The organism is Rhodococcus sp. Z13 (genome assembly GCF_025837095.1).
Lineage (GTDB): Bacteria > Actinomycetota > Actinomycetes > Mycobacteriales > Mycobacteriaceae > Rhodococcus > Rhodococcus sacchari.
On record NZ_CP107551.1, the window covers coordinates 3,279,580 to 3,292,501 of the forward strand.

Sequence of the window (12,922 nt, forward strand, 5' to 3'; positions counted from 1 at the left end):
CCAAGAGGACTAGTCCTTCTTGGCCTCGTCCGCCTCGGTTGCGTCGGCAGCCGTGGCGTTGGTGTCCTCGACACCCTCGGCGACGGCGTCGGCGTTCGCGACCTCGGCCTCGGTGGCCTCGGCCTCGACGGCCTCGACCGCGTTGTCGTCGGTGGCGGCCTGCGAGGCGGCGACACGGCGAGCGCGATCGGCCTCGGAGGTGACGGTCTTCTCACGCACCAGCTCGATGATGGCCATGGGGGCGTTGTCGCCCTTGCGCGGCACCGTCTTGATGATGCGGGTGTAGCCACCGTTGCGGTCCTCGAAGGAGGGACCGATCTCCGCGAACAGCTTGTGGACGACGTCCTTGTTGCGGATGACCTTCAGCACCTCACGACGCGAGGCCAGCGAGCCGGCCTTGGCGTGCGTGACGAGCTTCTCGGCGTAGGGCCGCAGGGCCTTGGCCTTGGCCTCGGTGGTGGTGATGCGGCCGTGCTCGAAGAGCGCGGTGGCCAGGTTGGCGAAGATCGCCTTCTGGTGCGAGGCCGACCCGCCGAAACGGGCGCCCTTCTTGGGCTTGGGCATGATTTTCTCCTAGTAACGGACCGTGAGCTGCTACAGCTGCTCGGTCTCGGCGTAGTCCTCGTTGCCGTCGTTGTCACCGAAGGAGCCGGCGTCGGTGTCGCTCCAGGTGCCGGTCGCGGCGTCGTAGCCGGCAACCGTGCTGGGATCGAACGACGCAGGGCTGTCCTTGAGCGACAGGCCCAGCGAGTGCAGCTTGACCTTGACCTCGTCGATGGACTTCTGGCCGAAGTTGCGGATGTCGAGCAGATCGGACTCCGTCCGTGCCACGAGCTCGCCGACGGTGTGGACACCCTCGCGCTTGAGGCAGTTGTAGGACCGGACCGTGAGGTCGAGGTCCTCGATCGGAAGTCCGAAGGAGGCGATGTGGTCGGCCTCGGCGGGCGAGGGACCGATCTCGATGCCTTCTGCTTCGACGTTCAGCTCACGAGCCAGACCGAAGAGCTCCACGAGGGTCTTGCCCGCCGAGGCGAGCGCGTCCCGCGCGCTGATGGAGTTCTTGGTCTCCACGTCGAGGATCAGCCGATCGAAGTCGGTGCGCTGCTCGACGCGGGTGGCCTCCACCTTGTACGTCACCTTGAGCACCGGCGAGTAGATCGAGTCGACCGGGATACGGCCGATCTCGGCGCCGGACGCCTTGTTCTGCACGGCGGGAACGTAACCGCGACCGCGCTCGACGACGAGCTCGATCTCCAGCTTGCCCTTGTCGTTCAGGGTGGCGATGTGCAGGTCCGGGTTGTGGATGGTGACACCGGCCGGGGGCACGATGTCGCCGGCCGTGACGGTGCCGGGTCCCTGCTTGCGGACGTACATGGTGACCGGCTCGTCCTCTTCCGAGCTGACCACGAGGCCCTTGAGGTTCAGGATGATGTCGGTGACATCCTCCTTCACGCCCGGAACCGTGGTGAACTCGTGGAGCACGCCGTCGATGCGGATGCTGGTGACGGCCGCGCCCGGGATCGAGGAGAGCAGGGTGCGACGAAGCGAGTTGCCGAGGGTGTACCCGAAGCCAGGCTCGAGCGGCTCGATGACGAACTTCGAGCGGTTTTCAGCGATGACCTCTTCGGTCAGCGTGGGTCGCTGAGAGATGAGCATCTGTTGCCTCCTTGTGGGCGTCCGCCATATGACGCCCTAGTGGATGGAGTGATGTCCCACCGGCCCGGTCGGGCCGGAGGACACCGTGACACGAAGTCGTGCCCGATCCGGGCGGACCGGGACACGCGGTGTGTCTTACTTCGAGTAGTACTCGACGATCAGCTGTTCCTGCAGCGGGATGTCGATCTGGGCGCGCTCGGGGAGCTGGTGGACCAGCACCCGCAGACGCGGACCGACGACCTGCAGCCAACCCGGAACCGGGCGCTCGCCCTGGGTCTCGCGGGCGACCTGGAAGGGCAGCGTGCTCAGCGACTTCTCGCGGACGTCGATGATGTCGTACTGCGAGACGCGGTAGCTGGGGATGTCGACCTTCTTGCCGTTGACCAGGAAGTGGCCGTGGCTCACCAGCTGGCGGGCCTGACGACGCGTGCGGGCGAGGCCCGCACGGTAGACGACGTTGTCCAGACGCGACTCGAGGATGGACAGCAGCACCTCACCGGTCTTGCCGGGGCGGCTGGCGGCTTCCTCGTAGTAACGACGGAACTGCTTCTCCATGACGCCGTAGGAGAAGCGGGCCTTCTGCTTCTCCTGCAGCTGGAGCAGGTACTCGCTCTCCTTGATCCGCGCGCGGCCGTGCTGGCCCGGCGGGTAGGGGCGACGCTCGAACGCCTGGTCGCCTCCGACGAGGTCGACACGGAGACGACGCGACTTACGGGTGACAGGACCGGTATAACGAGCCATTCTTCTTTACCTTCCTTTCCCGTATTAGACGCGACGCCGCTTGGGCGGACGGCAGCCGTTGTGCGGCTGCGGGGTGACATCGGAGATGGTGCCGACCTCGAGGCCAGCGGCCTGGAGGGAACGGATCGCCGTCTCGCGGCCCGAGCCCGGGCCCTTGACGAAGACGTCGACCTTCTTGACACCGTGCTCCTGCGCCTTGCGGGCGGCGTTCTCGGCGGCGAGCTGCGCGGCGAACGGGGTCGACTTGCGCGAACCCTTGAAGCCGACGTGGCCGGAGGACGCCCAGGAGATCACGTTGCCCTGCGGGTCCGTGATGGACACGATGGTGTTGTTGAACGTGCTCTTGATGTGAGCGGCACCGTGCGGAACGTTCTTCTTGTCCCTGCGCCGTGCCTTCTGGGTCTTCTTGGGACCGGTGCTGCGTGACTTGGGAGGCATTACTTCTTCTTTCCTGCGACGGTGCGCTTCGGACCCTTGCGGGTGCGGGCGTTGGTCTTGGTGCGCTGACCACGCACGGGCAGACCACGACGGTGTCGCAGGCCCTGGTAGCAGCCGATCTCGATCTTGCGACGGATGTCCGCCTGGACCTCGCGACGGAGGTCACCCTCGACCTTGTAGCTCTCCTCGATGTACTCGCGGAGCTTGGCGAGATCCTCGTCCGTCAGATCCTTGCTGCGCAGGTCCGGGCTGACGCCGGTGGCCTCGAGGATCTCCTTGGAACGGGTACGGCCGATGCCGTAGATGTAGGTGAGTGCGATCTCCATCCGCTTTTCGCGGGGGAGATCAACACCTGCGAGACGTGCCATGTGGCATTCCTATCGGTGTGCGGAGGTCTTCTCCCAGCCCGTCCCCTGCGTCGAAGAACTGTGTAGTCGATTAACACAGTGGGGCCCCGGCCTCCGTACCGGGGGTTGATCGCGCAGCTCCTCGACGGATCGAGGATCGTAACCGCGCGACTGGTGCTGGAAGGTCTTCTTGCTTGTTGCCAAGCAGATCTTCGAGACGAAGGTCGATCTAGCCCTGACGCTGCTTGTGACGCAGGTTCTCGCAGATCACCATGACCCGACCGTTACGGCGGATCACCTTGCACTTCTCGCAGATCTTCTTGACGCTAGGCTGAACCTTCACGTAAGTCCGATCTCCTGTATGTGCGCCGCCGGACACGGCGAAGCCGGCCCGGCGACATGGTTCCCCCCGGACCGTGTGGCCGGGGAAGTCTGTTACTTGTAGCGGTAGACGATGCGCCCACGCGTGAGGTCGTAGGGAGACAGCTCCACGACGACGCGGTCCTCGGGAAGGATACGAATGTAGTGCTGACGCATCTTGCCGCTGATGTGGGCGAGAACCTTGTGCCCGTTCTCCAGCTCGATGCGGAACATCGCATTGGGCAGGGGTTCGATGACCCGGCCCTCGACCTCGATTGCCCCGTCCTTCTTAGCCATATCCTCCGCGATCCGTTGTTCGGCGTTGTGGTTGCATCGGCATCCGTTACCGTGACGCTCGGCAACTCCGGGACCGGAACGAATCGACATTCGACACGAACTCGACGCGGAACCGATCGGAGCGCAGCGCGCACCACCGATCAATGGTACGGGAAGTTGGCCGTCCAGGACAAATGAGCTCGGGCACACCAGTGCCGACGACCAGGAGGAGGACCCTACGTGCGGGCGCTGATCCAGCGGGTGACCACGGCGGCAGTGGCGGTGGACGGCACGGAGGTGGCCCGCATCACGCCACCCGAGGGCGGCCACGGTCTGCTCGTGCTCGTCGGTGTCACCCACGACGACGACGCCGAGAAGGCGGCGACGCTCGCCCGGAAGGTGTGGACGATGCGGATCCTCGCCGACGAACGGTCGGCCTCCGATGTGGACGCCCCGATCCTGGTCGTCAGCCAGTTCACCCTCATGGGTGACGCCCGGAAGAGCAGGCGGCCGTCGTGGTCGGCGGCAGCGCCGCGGCCGGTGGCCGAACCTCTCGTCGACGAGTTCGCGGACGCCCTGCGCCGGCTCGGCGCGAAGGTGGAGACCGGCCGGTTCGGTGCCCACATGGAGGTGAGCCTCGTCAACGACGGGCCGGTGACGCTCCTGTTGGACGTGTGACCCTGCCGGTCGTGTGACGCCGGACCGTCAGGCGGGGCGCGTCGTGAGGATGCGCGGGCCGTCCTCGGTGACCGCGACCGTGTGCTCCCAATGCGCGGCGCGGCTGCCGTCGAGGGTCACCACGGTCCACTCGTCGTCGAGGACCTCGGTCTCGTAGGTGCCGAGCGTGAGCATCGGCTCCACCGCGAGCACCGAACCGACGACGAGCTTCGGTCCCTTGCCCGGCTTGCCCTCGTTGGGCAGGAACGGGTCCATGTGCATCTCACGGCCGATGCCGTGCCCGCCGTAGCCGTCCACGATGCCGTAGGACCGGCCGTGCAGCTTCTCGGCGGCGCGGGTGCCCTTCTCGATGGCGTGCGAGACGTCGGTGAGCCGGTTGCCCGGCAGCATCGCGGCGATGCCCGCCTCGAGGGACAGCCGGGTGGCCTCGCTCAGATCCTGGTCGGCCTGCGTCAGCTCCCCCACCCCGAAGGTCCACGCGGAGTCGCCGTGCCAGCCGTCGAGGATCGCACCGCAGTCGATCGACACGAGGTCGCCCTCGGCGAGGACGACCGAGGACGACGGGATCCCGTGGACGACCACCTCGTTGACCGACGAGCAGATCGACCCCGGGAATCCGTGGTAGCCCAGGAAGGACGGAACGGCCCCCGCGTCGCGGATGACCGCTTCCGCCACCTGGTCGAGTTCCAGGGTGCTCACGCCCGGCTTCGCCGCCTCCCGCACCGCGACGAGTGCGGCGCCGACCACGGCACCGGCCGCGGCCATGGCGTCGAGTTCACCCGAGGTGCGGAAAGGAACCACTGAGCGCTTGCGCCCGAAACCCATGTCGAACTACCCGTCTACTTTCCGAGCGCGGTGAGCGCCCGTGCGTTGATCTCCTCGACCTCACCGACCGCGTCGACCGTGATGATCGAGTCGGAGTAGTAGTCGAGCAGCGGAGCCGTCTCCTCACGGTAGACCCGGAGGCGGTTGCGGATCACGTCCTCGGTGTCGTCGGCGCGACCGCGGGCGAGCATGCGCTCGACGACCACGTCCTCGTCGACGACGAAGGACAGCACGCCGTCGAGTTCGACGCCGAGGTTCTTCAGGATGTTCTCGAGCTCCTTGGCCTGCTCGACGCTGCGCGGGAAGCCGTCGAGGAGGAAGCCGTTCGCGGCGTCCGGCTCGGCGAGGCGCTCGCGCACCATGTTGTTGGTGATCTCCGCCGGGACGAGTTCGCCGGCGTCGATGTACTTCTTCGCCTCGATGCCGAGCGGGGTGCCCTGGCCGATGTTGGCGCGGAACAGGTCGCCCGTCGAGATGGCGGGGACGCCGAGCTTCTCGGACAGGATGGCGGCCTGCGTGCCCTTGCCGGCACCGGGAGGACCGAGCAGTACAAGTCTCACTTGAGGAACCCTTCGTAGTTGCGCTGCATCAGTTGACTTTCGATCTGCTTGACAGTGTCCAGCGCGACACTGACCAGAATGAGCACCGCTGCGCCACCGAAGATGCTCGAGGCGGTTTGGCCACCGGACAGGAAGAAGTTCGGCAGCGTCGCGATGAGACCGAGGTAGATCGAGCCCGGAACCGTGATGCGGTTGAGCACGAAGCTGAGGTATTCGGCCGTGGGCCGGCCCGGGCGGATGCCCGGGATGAAGCCACCGTACTTCTTCATTTCGTCCGCGCGTTCCTCCGGATTGAAGGTGATGGCGACGTAGAAGAACACGAAGAAGACGATCAGACCGAAGTAGATCGCAATGTAGACCGGATTGCTCGGGTTGACCAGATATTCGTTGATGAACCGCTGCCACCAGCTCGGGTCGGGATTGGTGGTGGCCCCGGTGAGCTGCGCGATCAGGTTGGGCAGGTACAGCAACGAGGACGCGAAGATGACCGGGATGATGCCCGCCTGGTTCACCTTCAGCGGCAGGTAGGTCGAGGAGCCGCCGTACATGCGGCGTCCGACCATGCGCTTGGCGTACTGCACCGGGATACGGCGCTGACCCTGTTCGATGAACACCACACCCGTGATGAGGACGAGCAGCGCCGCGCACACGACCGTGAAGACCAGGCCGCCGCGGGACTCGAGGATCATCCGTCCCTCGGTCGGCAGTGCGGCCGCGATACCCGAGAAGATCAACAGCGACATGCCGTTGCCGATGCCGCGCTCGGTGATGAGTTCACCGAACCACATCACGACGGCCGCACCGGCGGTCATCACGAGCACCATCACGACCATGCCGAAGATGCTGTCGTCGGCGAGGATCGGCTCCGAGCAGCCCTGCAGCAGCTGTCCTCGCGCGGCGAGGGCGACGATTCCGGTGGCCTGCAGGATCGCCAGGGCGACGGCGAGATAGCGCGTGTACTGCGTCATCTTCGCCTGGCCGGACTGGCCTTCCTTGCGGAGTTCCTCGAAGCGGGGGATGACCACGGTGAGCAGCTGGATGATGATGCTCGCGGTGATGAAGGGCATGATGCCGATCGCGAAGACCGACAGCTGGAGCAGTGCCCCACCCGAGAACAGGTTGATCAGCGAGTAGATCCCGGCCTGCTCGCCGCCGGCGAGCTGATCCACACAGGCCTGGACGTTCCCGTAGTCGACGCCCGGGGACGGCACGGTCGCACCGAGTCGGTACAACGCGATGAGCCCGAGGGCAATGAGAATCTTCCGCCTCAGGTCCGGTGTCCTGAGGGCCGAGACGAAGGCGGAAAGCAAAGATCCTCCTGGCGGGCCGGTCGGGGACGACGGATCGAGAAGGACCCGTCGGACGGTAGACAACTCTGAAACTCTAACAGTGGCGTCTCGTCACAGGGCTACGCCGGTAGCGTATTCCACCACTCGGAGTACGCGAACGGCCGCGGTGCAAGGAAATGCACCGCGGCCGTTCGTCAGCCGTGATTCACACGCTGGGGACCAGGTCAGGCCTGGACCGTCGCGGTGCCACCGGCTGCAGCGATCTTCTCCTGAGCGGAGGCCGAGAACTTGTCGGCGGTGACCTGAACGGCCACCGTCAGCTCGCCCTCACCGAGGACCTTGACGAGCTGGTTCTTGCGAACCAGGCCCTTCGCCACGAGGTCCGCGACACCGATCTGGCCGCCCTCGGGGAACGCGCGAGCGATGTCCCCGACGTTGACGATCTGGTACTCGGTGCGGAATGCGTTCTTGAAGCCCTTGAGCTTCGGCAGACGCATGTGCAGGGGCATCTGGCCACCCTCGAAGGCCGCCGACACGTTCTTGCGTGCCTTGGTGCCCTTCGTACCGCGGCCGGCGGTCTTGCCCTTGGAGCCCTCACCGCGGCCGACACGGGTCTTGTCCGTCTTGGCACCCGGAGCGGGGCGCAGGTGATGCAGCTTGATGGTCATTTTCAGACCTCCTCAACGGTCACGAGGTGACGCACCACGTTGATCAAGCCGCGGTTCTGCGCATTGTCCTCACGGACGACGGACTGGCGGATCTTCCGCAGGCCGAGGGTGCGCAGGCTGTCCCGCTGATTCGACTTGGCGCCGATGGTGCTCTTGATCTGGGTGATCTTCAGCTCTGCCATTACTTCACGCTCCCAGCAGCCTGTGCACGGGCGCGAAGCATGCCGGCGGGAGCAACGTCCTCGAGGGCGAGGCCACGGCGAGCCGCGACCTCTTCCGGACGCTGCAGACCCTTGAGAGCCGCAACCGTCGCGTGCACCACATTGATGGCGTTGTCGGAGCCGAGCGACTTCGACAGGATGTCGGAAACGCCCGCGCACTCCAGCACGGCGCGCACGGCGCCACCGGCGATCACACCGGTACCGGGGGAAGCCGGACGCAGCAGGACGACGCCGGCTGCAGCCTCACCCTGGACGGGGTGGGTGATGGTTCCGCCGATGAGCGGAACGCGGAAGAAGTTCTTGCGAGCTTCCTCGACACCCTTCTGGATGGCCGCGGGAACTTCCTTGGCCTTGCCGTAGCCGACACCGACCAGGCCGTTGCCGTCGCCCACGATCACCAGAGCGGTGAAGCTGAAGCGACGACCGCCCTTGACGACCTTCGACACACGGTTGATCGAGACGACACGCTCGATGTAGTTCGACTTCTCGGCAGCGTTGCCGCCGCGCGAGTCGCGGTCGCGGCGGTCGCGGCCGCCGCGGTTGTCACCGCTGTTGGGGTTCTGTCCGGCGGGGCCGTTTCCGCCGTCACGCCGCTGACGTCCCGGCATCAGGCGTTCCTTCCGTTCGAGAAAATGGTCATCAGAACTTCAACCCGCTTTCGCGCGCCGCGTCCGCGAGGGCCGCGATGCGTCCGCTGTAGGTGTGGCCACCGCGGTCGAAGACCACGGCCTCCACGCCGGCAGCCTTGGCACGCTCGGCGATCAGCTGACCGACCTTGGTGCTGCGGGCCTTCTTGTCGCCCTCGAGCGCACGCACATCGGGCTCCATGGAGGAGGCCGCGGCGATGGTGGTGCCCGTCAGGTCGTTGACCAGCTGGACGTGCACGTGGCGCGACGACCGGTTGACGACGAGGCGGGGACGCTCGGGGGTGCCGGAGATCTTCTTGCGGAGGCGGAAGTGACGACGCGTCTTCGAAAGGCGACGCGTGGTGGAGACGTCCTTGCCACGCGGGATCCGCTTGGCCTTCTGGTTCTCGGTCTGGCTCATGATCACTTACCCGTCTTTCCGACCTTGCGACGGACCTGTTCACCCTCGTAGCGGATGCCCTTGCCCTTGTACGGGTCGGACTTGCGCAGCCGGCGGATGTTGGCCGCGATCTGGCCGACCTTCTGCTTGTCGATGCCCGAGATCGAGAAGCGCGTGGGGTTCTCGACGGCGAACGTGATGCCCTCGGGGGCCTCGATCAGCACGGGGTGGCTGTAGCCGAGCGAGAACTCGAGGTCCTTGCCCTTCAGGGCCACGCGGTAGCCGACGCCGTGGATCTCCATCTTGGTGGTGTAACCCTCGGTCACACCGATGATGAGGTTCTGGATGAGGGTCCGGGACAGGCCGTGCAGGGCACGGCTGCGACGCTCGTCGTTGGGACGCGTGACGTTGATGGAGCCGTCCTCGCCCTTGGCGACGGCGATCGGCTCGGCAACGGTCAGCGACAGGTTGCCCTTCGGGCCCTTGACGGCGACGTCCTGGCCGTCGATGTTCACCTCGACACCCGAGGGAACTGCAACGGGGAGTTTTCCGATTCGCGACATTAGTGGTGGCCTCCCTTTACCAGACGTAGGCGAGGACTTCCCCGCCCACTCCCTGCTTGGCCGCCTGGCGATCGGTGAGCAGGCCGGAGGACGTGGAGATGATCGCCACGCCGAGGCCGCCCAGGACCTTGGGCAGGTTGGTGGATTTCGCGTACACGCGCAGGCCGGGCTTCGACACGCGGCGCACACCGGCGAGGCTGCGCTCACGGGACGGTCCGTACTTGAGGTTGACGACGAGGGTCTTGCCCACCTCGGCATCCTCGACACGGTAATCGGCGATGTAGCCCTCGCGCTTGAGGATCTCGGCGATGTTCACCTTGATCTTCGACGACGGGAGCGTCACCTCGTCGTGGTACGCCGTGTTGGCGTTACGCAGACGCGTCAAGAAGTCTGCGATGGGGTCGGTCATGGTCATGGCTGACCTGTACACCTTTCTCGATGCGGTTCCCATGCAACACCGGGGACTCCCCGGCCGTGGGCCTACAACGAAACTCGGTTTCGATAGCGGATCCGCCCGCCGGACGGCAGCGGATCCATGACAGCGTGGCGGTGGGCGGAGACCCCGAGGATCGTCCGCCCACCGATCACGTCACCAGGAGCTCTTGTGAACTCCCGGAAGCTCTCCGCGGTGTGCCATCTCGCGCAGACAGATGCGGCAGAGACCGAACTTGCGGAACACCGAGTGCGGGCGGCCGCAGCGCTGGCAGCGGGTGTAGGCGCGCACCGCGAACTTCGGCTTCTTGTTGGCCTTGTTGACCAGTGCCTTCTTAGCCATGGGCTCAGTTCTCCTTGAACGGGAAGCCGAGGTGCTTCAGCAGGGCACGGCCTTCTTCGTTGTTGGTAGCGGTGGTCACGACAGTGATGTCCATGCCGCGCGGGCGGTCGATCTTGTCCACGTCGATCTCGTGGAACATCGACTGCTCGTTCAGGCCGAACGTGTAGTTGCCGTTGCCGTCGAACTGGTTGCCGTTCAGGCCACGGAAGTCCCGGATACGGGGCAGAGCGATGGACACGAGACGGTCCAGGAACTCCCACATGCGGTCGCCGCGCAGCGTGACGCGCGCACCGATCGGCATGCCCTCACGCAGCTTGAACTGCGCGATGGACTTGCGGGCCTTGCGGATCTCGGGCTTCTGGCCGGTGATCAGCGCGAGGTCGTTGACAGCCCCGTTGATCAGCTTCGCGTCGCGGGCGGCGTCGCCGACACCCATGTTGACGACGACCTTCACGACGCCCGGGATCTGCATGACGTTCGCGTAGTCGAACTCCGCGTTCAGCGCGTCGCGGATCTCCTCGCGGTACCGCACCTTGAGGCGCGGCTGGGTCTTGGTTTCGGTGCTGGTCATGTCAGATGTCCTTCCCGTTCTTCCGGGAAATCCGAACGCGCTTGCCGGTCTCCTCGTCGACGCGGTAGCCCACGCGGGTGGGGTTCCCGTCCGAGTCGATGACGGCGACGTTGGAAACGTGGATCGGGGCCTCCTGCGTGACGATGCCCCCGGAAGAGGCACCACGCTCGTTGGCCGAGACCGCGGTGTGCTTCTTGATTCGGTTCACGCCCTCGACGAGGACACGGTTCTCCTTCGGGTAGGCCGCGATGACCTTACCCTTGGCGCCCTTGTCCTTGCCCGAGATGACGAGCACGGTGTCACCCTTGTGCACCTTCATCACAGCACCTCCGGAGCCAGCGAGACGATCTTCATGAACCGCTTGTCGCGGAGCTCGCGACCGACGGGGCCGAAGATGCGGGTACCGCGAGGATCGTTGTCGCCCTTGATGATGACGGCAGCGTTCTCGTCGAACTTGATGTAGGAACCGTCCGGCCGGCGGCGCTCCTTGGTGGTGCGCACGACCACGGCCTTGACGACGTCGCCACGCTTGACGTTGCCGCCGGGGATCGCGTCCTTGACGGTGGCGACGATGACGTCACCGATTCCGGCGTAGCGACGGGACGAGCCACCGAGAACGCGGATGCAGAGGATCTCCTTGGCACCCGTGTTGTCGGCGACGCGCAGTCGCGACTCCTGCTGGATCACTTGTTCTCCTTGACCTGGATTGGTGTGTACGTCAGATTTCCGACCTGGACGTACGCGGTCGTCGGCTGCTCACGGCGCACGCGCGAAAGACACACGGGTCCCGCGGGCAACCCGTACAGACTAGGCTATATACCGTACGCAGGGCAAACTCGCGAATTGTGATGTGGCTCCTCACCCCGGAACCGGGCGTGTCGCGAGCCCTCTCTCCCCTCCCCCACGGCGGCCCGAAACGCGCAGCACCCCACCACCCGGTGTAACCGGGTGATGGGGTGCGGTCTGCGTGTTCCCGTCGAGGACGAGGAGGCCTACTTGGCCTTCTCGAGCACCTCGACCAGACGCCAGCGCTTGGTGGCGGACAGCGGACGGGTCTCCATCAGCTGCACGCGGTCACCGATGCCGGCGAGGCCGTTCTCGTCGTGGGCCTTCACCTTGGTCGTACGGCGGATGATCTTGCCGTACAGCGGGTGCTTCACACGGTCCTCGAGCTCGACGACGATGGTCTTCTCCATCTTGTCCGAGACGACGTAACCGATGCGGACCTTGCGGCTGCCGCGCTCTTCGTTGTTGCTCACTGCCTTGTCCTCACTCATGCCGCGCCACCCGCGTTCGGGCCGGTGGCCAGTCCGAGCTCACGCTCGCGCAGCACCGTGTAGATGCGGGCGATCTCGTTGCGCACGACGCGAAGCCGACGGTTGTTGTCCAGCTGGCCGGTGGCCATCTGGAAGCGGAGGTTGAACAGCTCTTCCTTGGCCTCGCGGAGCTTGTCGGTCAGCTCTTCGTCGCTCAGCTCGCGGAGTTCCGCGGCGGGGGTACCGGTAGCCATCAGAACTGCTCCTCCCTCGTCACGATGCGGCACTTGCACGGGAGCTTGTGCATCGCGCGACGCAGGGCCTCGCGGGCAATCTCCTCGTTGGGGTAGCTCATCTCGAACAGCACGCGACCGGGCTTGACGTTCGCGACCCACCACTCCGGCGAACCCTTACCGGAACCCATTCGGGTCTCGGCAGGCTTCTTGGTGAGGGGACGATCCGGGAAGATGTTGATCCAGATCTTGCCGCCACGCTTGATGTGCCGGGTCATGGCGATACGAGCGGACTCGATCTGCCGGTTGGTGATGTAGGCCGGCTCGAGAGCCTGGATGCCGTAGTCACCGAAGGCCACCTGGGTTCCGCCCTTGGCGGCACCCGTACGGCTCGGATGGTGCTGCTTGCGGTGTTTGACCCGCCGGGGGATCAACATTG

The 12,922-nt window shown here is 65.7% G+C and carries 24 protein-coding genes; 1 reads left to right on the forward strand and 23 read right to left on the reverse strand.

The genetic code is table 11. The annotated features are described in order from the left end of the window. Positions 1 to 9 precede the first annotated feature (9 nt). From rplQ to infA, 7 genes are all read right to left on the reverse strand, one after another. Positions 10 to 564: a 50S ribosomal protein L17 gene (gene rplQ, locus OED52_RS15110; protein WP_264151677.1), complete on the reverse strand. Its 555-nt coding sequence runs from the start codon at positions 562 to 564 to the stop codon at positions 10 to 12. A gap of 30 nt (positions 565 to 594) precedes the next feature. Beyond that, positions 595 to 1,656 (reverse strand): DNA-directed RNA polymerase subunit alpha, encoded by a 1,062-nt coding sequence (locus OED52_RS15115; protein WP_241386079.1) that lies wholly within the window; start codon positions 1,654 to 1,656, stop codon positions 595 to 597. Between the two features lie 135 nt (positions 1,657 to 1,791). Then, on the reverse strand, positions 1,792 to 2,397 hold the full coding sequence (rpsD, locus tag OED52_RS15120; RefSeq protein WP_264151678.1) for a 30S ribosomal protein S4: 606 nt from the start codon (positions 2,395 to 2,397) through the stop codon (positions 1,792 to 1,794). A gap of 24 nt (positions 2,398 to 2,421) precedes the next feature. Beyond that, positions 2,422 to 2,835, reverse strand: coding sequence for a 30S ribosomal protein S11 (rpsK, locus tag OED52_RS15125; protein ID WP_006554585.1), 414 nt, complete (start codon positions 2,833 to 2,835; stop codon positions 2,422 to 2,424). After that, entirely contained in the window at positions 2,835 to 3,203 is a 369-nt protein-coding gene (rpsM, locus tag OED52_RS15130; protein WP_016932426.1) for a 30S ribosomal protein S13, read from the reverse strand. The genes rpsK and rpsM overlap by 1 nt, the downstream gene beginning before the upstream one ends. A gap of 208 nt (positions 3,204 to 3,411) precedes the next feature. Beyond that, on the reverse strand, positions 3,412 to 3,525 hold the full coding sequence (gene rpmJ / locus OED52_RS15135) for a 50S ribosomal protein L36 (RefSeq protein ID WP_003938068.1): 114 nt from the start codon (positions 3,523 to 3,525) through the stop codon (positions 3,412 to 3,414). 92 nt (positions 3,526 to 3,617) lie between these two features. Continuing rightward, positions 3,618 to 3,839, reverse strand: a complete 222-nt coding sequence (gene infA / locus OED52_RS15140) for a translation initiation factor IF-1 (protein WP_006554587.1) — start codon at positions 3,837 to 3,839, stop codon at positions 3,618 to 3,620. Between the two features lie 219 nt (positions 3,840 to 4,058). On the opposite strand from infA, the gene dtd reads away from it, so the two are divergent. Beyond that, positions 4,059 to 4,496 carry a D-aminoacyl-tRNA deacylase gene (gene dtd, locus OED52_RS15145; RefSeq protein WP_264151679.1) on the forward strand — a complete coding sequence of 146 codons (438 nt, stop codon included), beginning with the start codon at positions 4,059 to 4,061 and terminating at the stop codon, positions 4,494 to 4,496. A 27-nt stretch (positions 4,497 to 4,523) separates the two neighbouring features. Here dtd and map read toward each other — a convergent pair whose 3' ends face one another. From map to rplP, 16 genes are all read right to left on the reverse strand, one after another. Beyond that, on the reverse strand, positions 4,524 to 5,321 hold the full coding sequence (gene map, locus OED52_RS15150; protein WP_264151680.1) for a type I methionyl aminopeptidase: 798 nt from the start codon (positions 5,319 to 5,321) through the stop codon (positions 4,524 to 4,526). Positions 5,322 to 5,335: 14 nt separating this feature from the next. Continuing rightward, on the reverse strand, positions 5,336 to 5,881 hold the full coding sequence (locus OED52_RS15155; RefSeq protein WP_264151681.1) for an adenylate kinase: 546 nt from the start codon (positions 5,879 to 5,881) through the stop codon (positions 5,336 to 5,338). After that, positions 5,878 to 7,191 carry a preprotein translocase subunit SecY gene (gene secY, locus OED52_RS15160; protein ID WP_264151682.1) on the reverse strand — a complete coding sequence of 438 codons (1,314 nt, stop codon included), beginning with the start codon at positions 7,189 to 7,191 and terminating at the stop codon, positions 5,878 to 5,880. Before secY ends, OED52_RS15155 begins: the two co-directional genes overlap by 4 nt. A gap of 203 nt (positions 7,192 to 7,394) precedes the next feature. Continuing rightward, on the reverse strand, positions 7,395 to 7,838 hold the full coding sequence (gene rplO, locus OED52_RS15165; protein ID WP_264151683.1) for a 50S ribosomal protein L15: 444 nt from the start codon (positions 7,836 to 7,838) through the stop codon (positions 7,395 to 7,397). A gap of 2 nt (positions 7,839 to 7,840) precedes the next feature. Next, positions 7,841 to 8,020 (reverse strand): 50S ribosomal protein L30, encoded by a 180-nt coding sequence (gene rpmD, locus OED52_RS15170; RefSeq protein ID WP_006554593.1) that lies wholly within the window; start codon positions 8,018 to 8,020, stop codon positions 7,841 to 7,843. Next, on the reverse strand, positions 8,020 to 8,667 hold the full coding sequence (gene rpsE / locus OED52_RS15175) for a 30S ribosomal protein S5 (protein WP_264151684.1): 648 nt from the start codon (positions 8,665 to 8,667) through the stop codon (positions 8,020 to 8,022). The genes rpmD and rpsE overlap by 1 nt, the downstream gene beginning before the upstream one ends. Positions 8,668 to 8,698: 31 nt before the next feature. Then, entirely contained in the window at positions 8,699 to 9,106 is a 408-nt protein-coding gene (gene rplR, locus OED52_RS15180; RefSeq protein ID WP_264151685.1) for a 50S ribosomal protein L18, read from the reverse strand. A 2-nt stretch (positions 9,107 to 9,108) separates the two neighbouring features. Continuing rightward, a complete protein-coding gene (rplF, locus tag OED52_RS15185) occupies positions 9,109 to 9,648 on the reverse strand; it encodes a 50S ribosomal protein L6 (protein ID WP_264151686.1) in 540 nt (179 codons plus the stop codon). Positions 9,649 to 9,664: 16 nt separating this feature from the next. Beyond that, complete coding sequence (gene rpsH / locus OED52_RS15190; protein WP_264151687.1) at positions 9,665 to 10,063, reverse strand: 30S ribosomal protein S8; 399 nt, start codon at positions 10,061 to 10,063, stop codon at positions 9,665 to 9,667. 174 nt (positions 10,064 to 10,237) lie between these two features. Beyond that, a complete protein-coding gene (locus OED52_RS15195) occupies positions 10,238 to 10,423 on the reverse strand; it encodes a type Z 30S ribosomal protein S14 (protein WP_006554598.1) in 186 nt (61 codons plus the stop codon). 4 nt (positions 10,424 to 10,427) lie between these two features. Beyond that, positions 10,428 to 10,994 carry a 50S ribosomal protein L5 gene (gene rplE, locus OED52_RS15200; protein ID WP_264151688.1) on the reverse strand — a complete coding sequence of 189 codons (567 nt, stop codon included), beginning with the start codon at positions 10,992 to 10,994 and terminating at the stop codon, positions 10,428 to 10,430. 1 nt (position 10,995) lies between these two features. Further along, positions 10,996 to 11,313, reverse strand: a complete 318-nt coding sequence (gene rplX, locus OED52_RS15205) for a 50S ribosomal protein L24 (protein WP_264151689.1) — start codon at positions 11,311 to 11,313, stop codon at positions 10,996 to 10,998. Further along, positions 11,313 to 11,681, reverse strand: coding sequence for a 50S ribosomal protein L14 (gene rplN, locus OED52_RS15210; RefSeq protein WP_264151690.1), 369 nt, complete (start codon positions 11,679 to 11,681; stop codon positions 11,313 to 11,315). The genes rplX and rplN overlap by 1 nt, the downstream gene beginning before the upstream one ends. Positions 11,682 to 11,986: 305 nt before the next feature. Then, complete coding sequence (rpsQ, locus tag OED52_RS15215) at positions 11,987 to 12,271, reverse strand: 30S ribosomal protein S17 (protein ID WP_264151691.1); 285 nt, start codon at positions 12,269 to 12,271, stop codon at positions 11,987 to 11,989. Then, positions 12,268 to 12,504 (reverse strand): 50S ribosomal protein L29, encoded by a 237-nt coding sequence (rpmC, locus tag OED52_RS15220; protein ID WP_264151692.1) that lies wholly within the window; start codon positions 12,502 to 12,504, stop codon positions 12,268 to 12,270. The genes rpsQ and rpmC overlap by 4 nt, the downstream gene beginning before the upstream one ends. After that, complete coding sequence (rplP, locus tag OED52_RS15225; RefSeq protein ID WP_006554604.1) at positions 12,504 to 12,920, reverse strand: 50S ribosomal protein L16; 417 nt, start codon at positions 12,918 to 12,920, stop codon at positions 12,504 to 12,506. The genes rpmC and rplP overlap by 1 nt, the downstream gene beginning before the upstream one ends. Between the last annotated feature and the right edge of the window lie 2 nt (positions 12,921 to 12,922).

Coding starts and splice junctions, on each gene's coding strand:
- rplP (WP_006554604.1), bottom strand. CDS start 12,920: ATGTTGATCCCCCGGCGGGTCAAACACCGCAAGCAGCACCATCCGAGC.
- rpsM (WP_016932426.1), bottom strand. CDS start 3,203: ATGGCACGTCTCGCAGGTGTTGATCTCCCCCGCGAAAAGCGGATGGAG.
- rplO (WP_264151683.1), bottom strand. CDS start 7,838: ATGACCATCAAGCTGCATCACCTGCGCCCCGCTCCGGGTGCCAAGACG.
- rpsD (WP_264151678.1), bottom strand. CDS start 2,397: ATGGCTCGTTATACCGGTCCTGTCACCCGTAAGTCGCGTCGTCTCCGT.
- rplE (WP_264151688.1), bottom strand. CDS start 10,994: ATGACCAGCACCGAAACCAAGACCCAGCCGCGCCTCAAGGTGCGGTAC.
- rpsH (WP_264151687.1), bottom strand. CDS start 10,063: ATGACCATGACCGACCCCATCGCAGACTTCTTGACGCGTCTGCGTAAC.
- OED52_RS15195 (WP_006554598.1), bottom strand. CDS start 10,423: ATGGCTAAGAAGGCACTGGTCAACAAGGCCAACAAGAAGCCGAAGTTC.
- rplX (WP_264151689.1), bottom strand. CDS start 11,313: ATGAAGGTGCACAAGGGTGACACCGTGCTCGTCATCTCGGGCAAGGAC.
- rplQ (WP_264151677.1), bottom strand. CDS start 564: ATGCCCAAGCCCAAGAAGGGCGCCCGTTTCGGCGGGTCGGCCTCGCAC.
- infA (WP_006554587.1), bottom strand. CDS start 3,839: ATGGCTAAGAAGGACGGGGCAATCGAGGTCGAGGGCCGGGTCATCGAA.
- rplF (WP_264151686.1), bottom strand. CDS start 9,648: ATGTCGCGAATCGGAAAACTCCCCGTTGCAGTTCCCTCGGGTGTCGAG.
- rpsQ (WP_264151691.1), bottom strand. CDS start 12,271: ATGAGTGAGGACAAGGCAGTGAGCAACAACGAAGAGCGCGGCAGCCGC.
- rpmC (WP_264151692.1), bottom strand. CDS start 12,504: ATGGCTACCGGTACCCCCGCCGCGGAACTCCGCGAGCTGAGCGACGAA.
- rpsE (WP_264151684.1), bottom strand. CDS start 8,667: ATGCCGGGACGTCAGCGGCGTGACGGCGGAAACGGCCCCGCCGGACAG.
- rplR (WP_264151685.1), bottom strand. CDS start 9,106: ATGAGCCAGACCGAGAACCAGAAGGCCAAGCGGATCCCGCGTGGCAAG.
- map (WP_264151680.1), bottom strand. CDS start 5,321: ATGGGTTTCGGGCGCAAGCGCTCAGTGGTTCCTTTCCGCACCTCGGGT.
- rpmD (WP_006554593.1), bottom strand. CDS start 8,020: ATGGCAGAGCTGAAGATCACCCAGATCAAGAGCACCATCGGCGCCAAG.
- OED52_RS15115 (WP_241386079.1), bottom strand. CDS start 1,656: ATGCTCATCTCTCAGCGACCCACGCTGACCGAAGAGGTCATCGCTGAA.
- rpsK (WP_006554585.1), bottom strand. CDS start 2,835: ATGCCTCCCAAGTCACGCAGCACCGGTCCCAAGAAGACCCAGAAGGCA.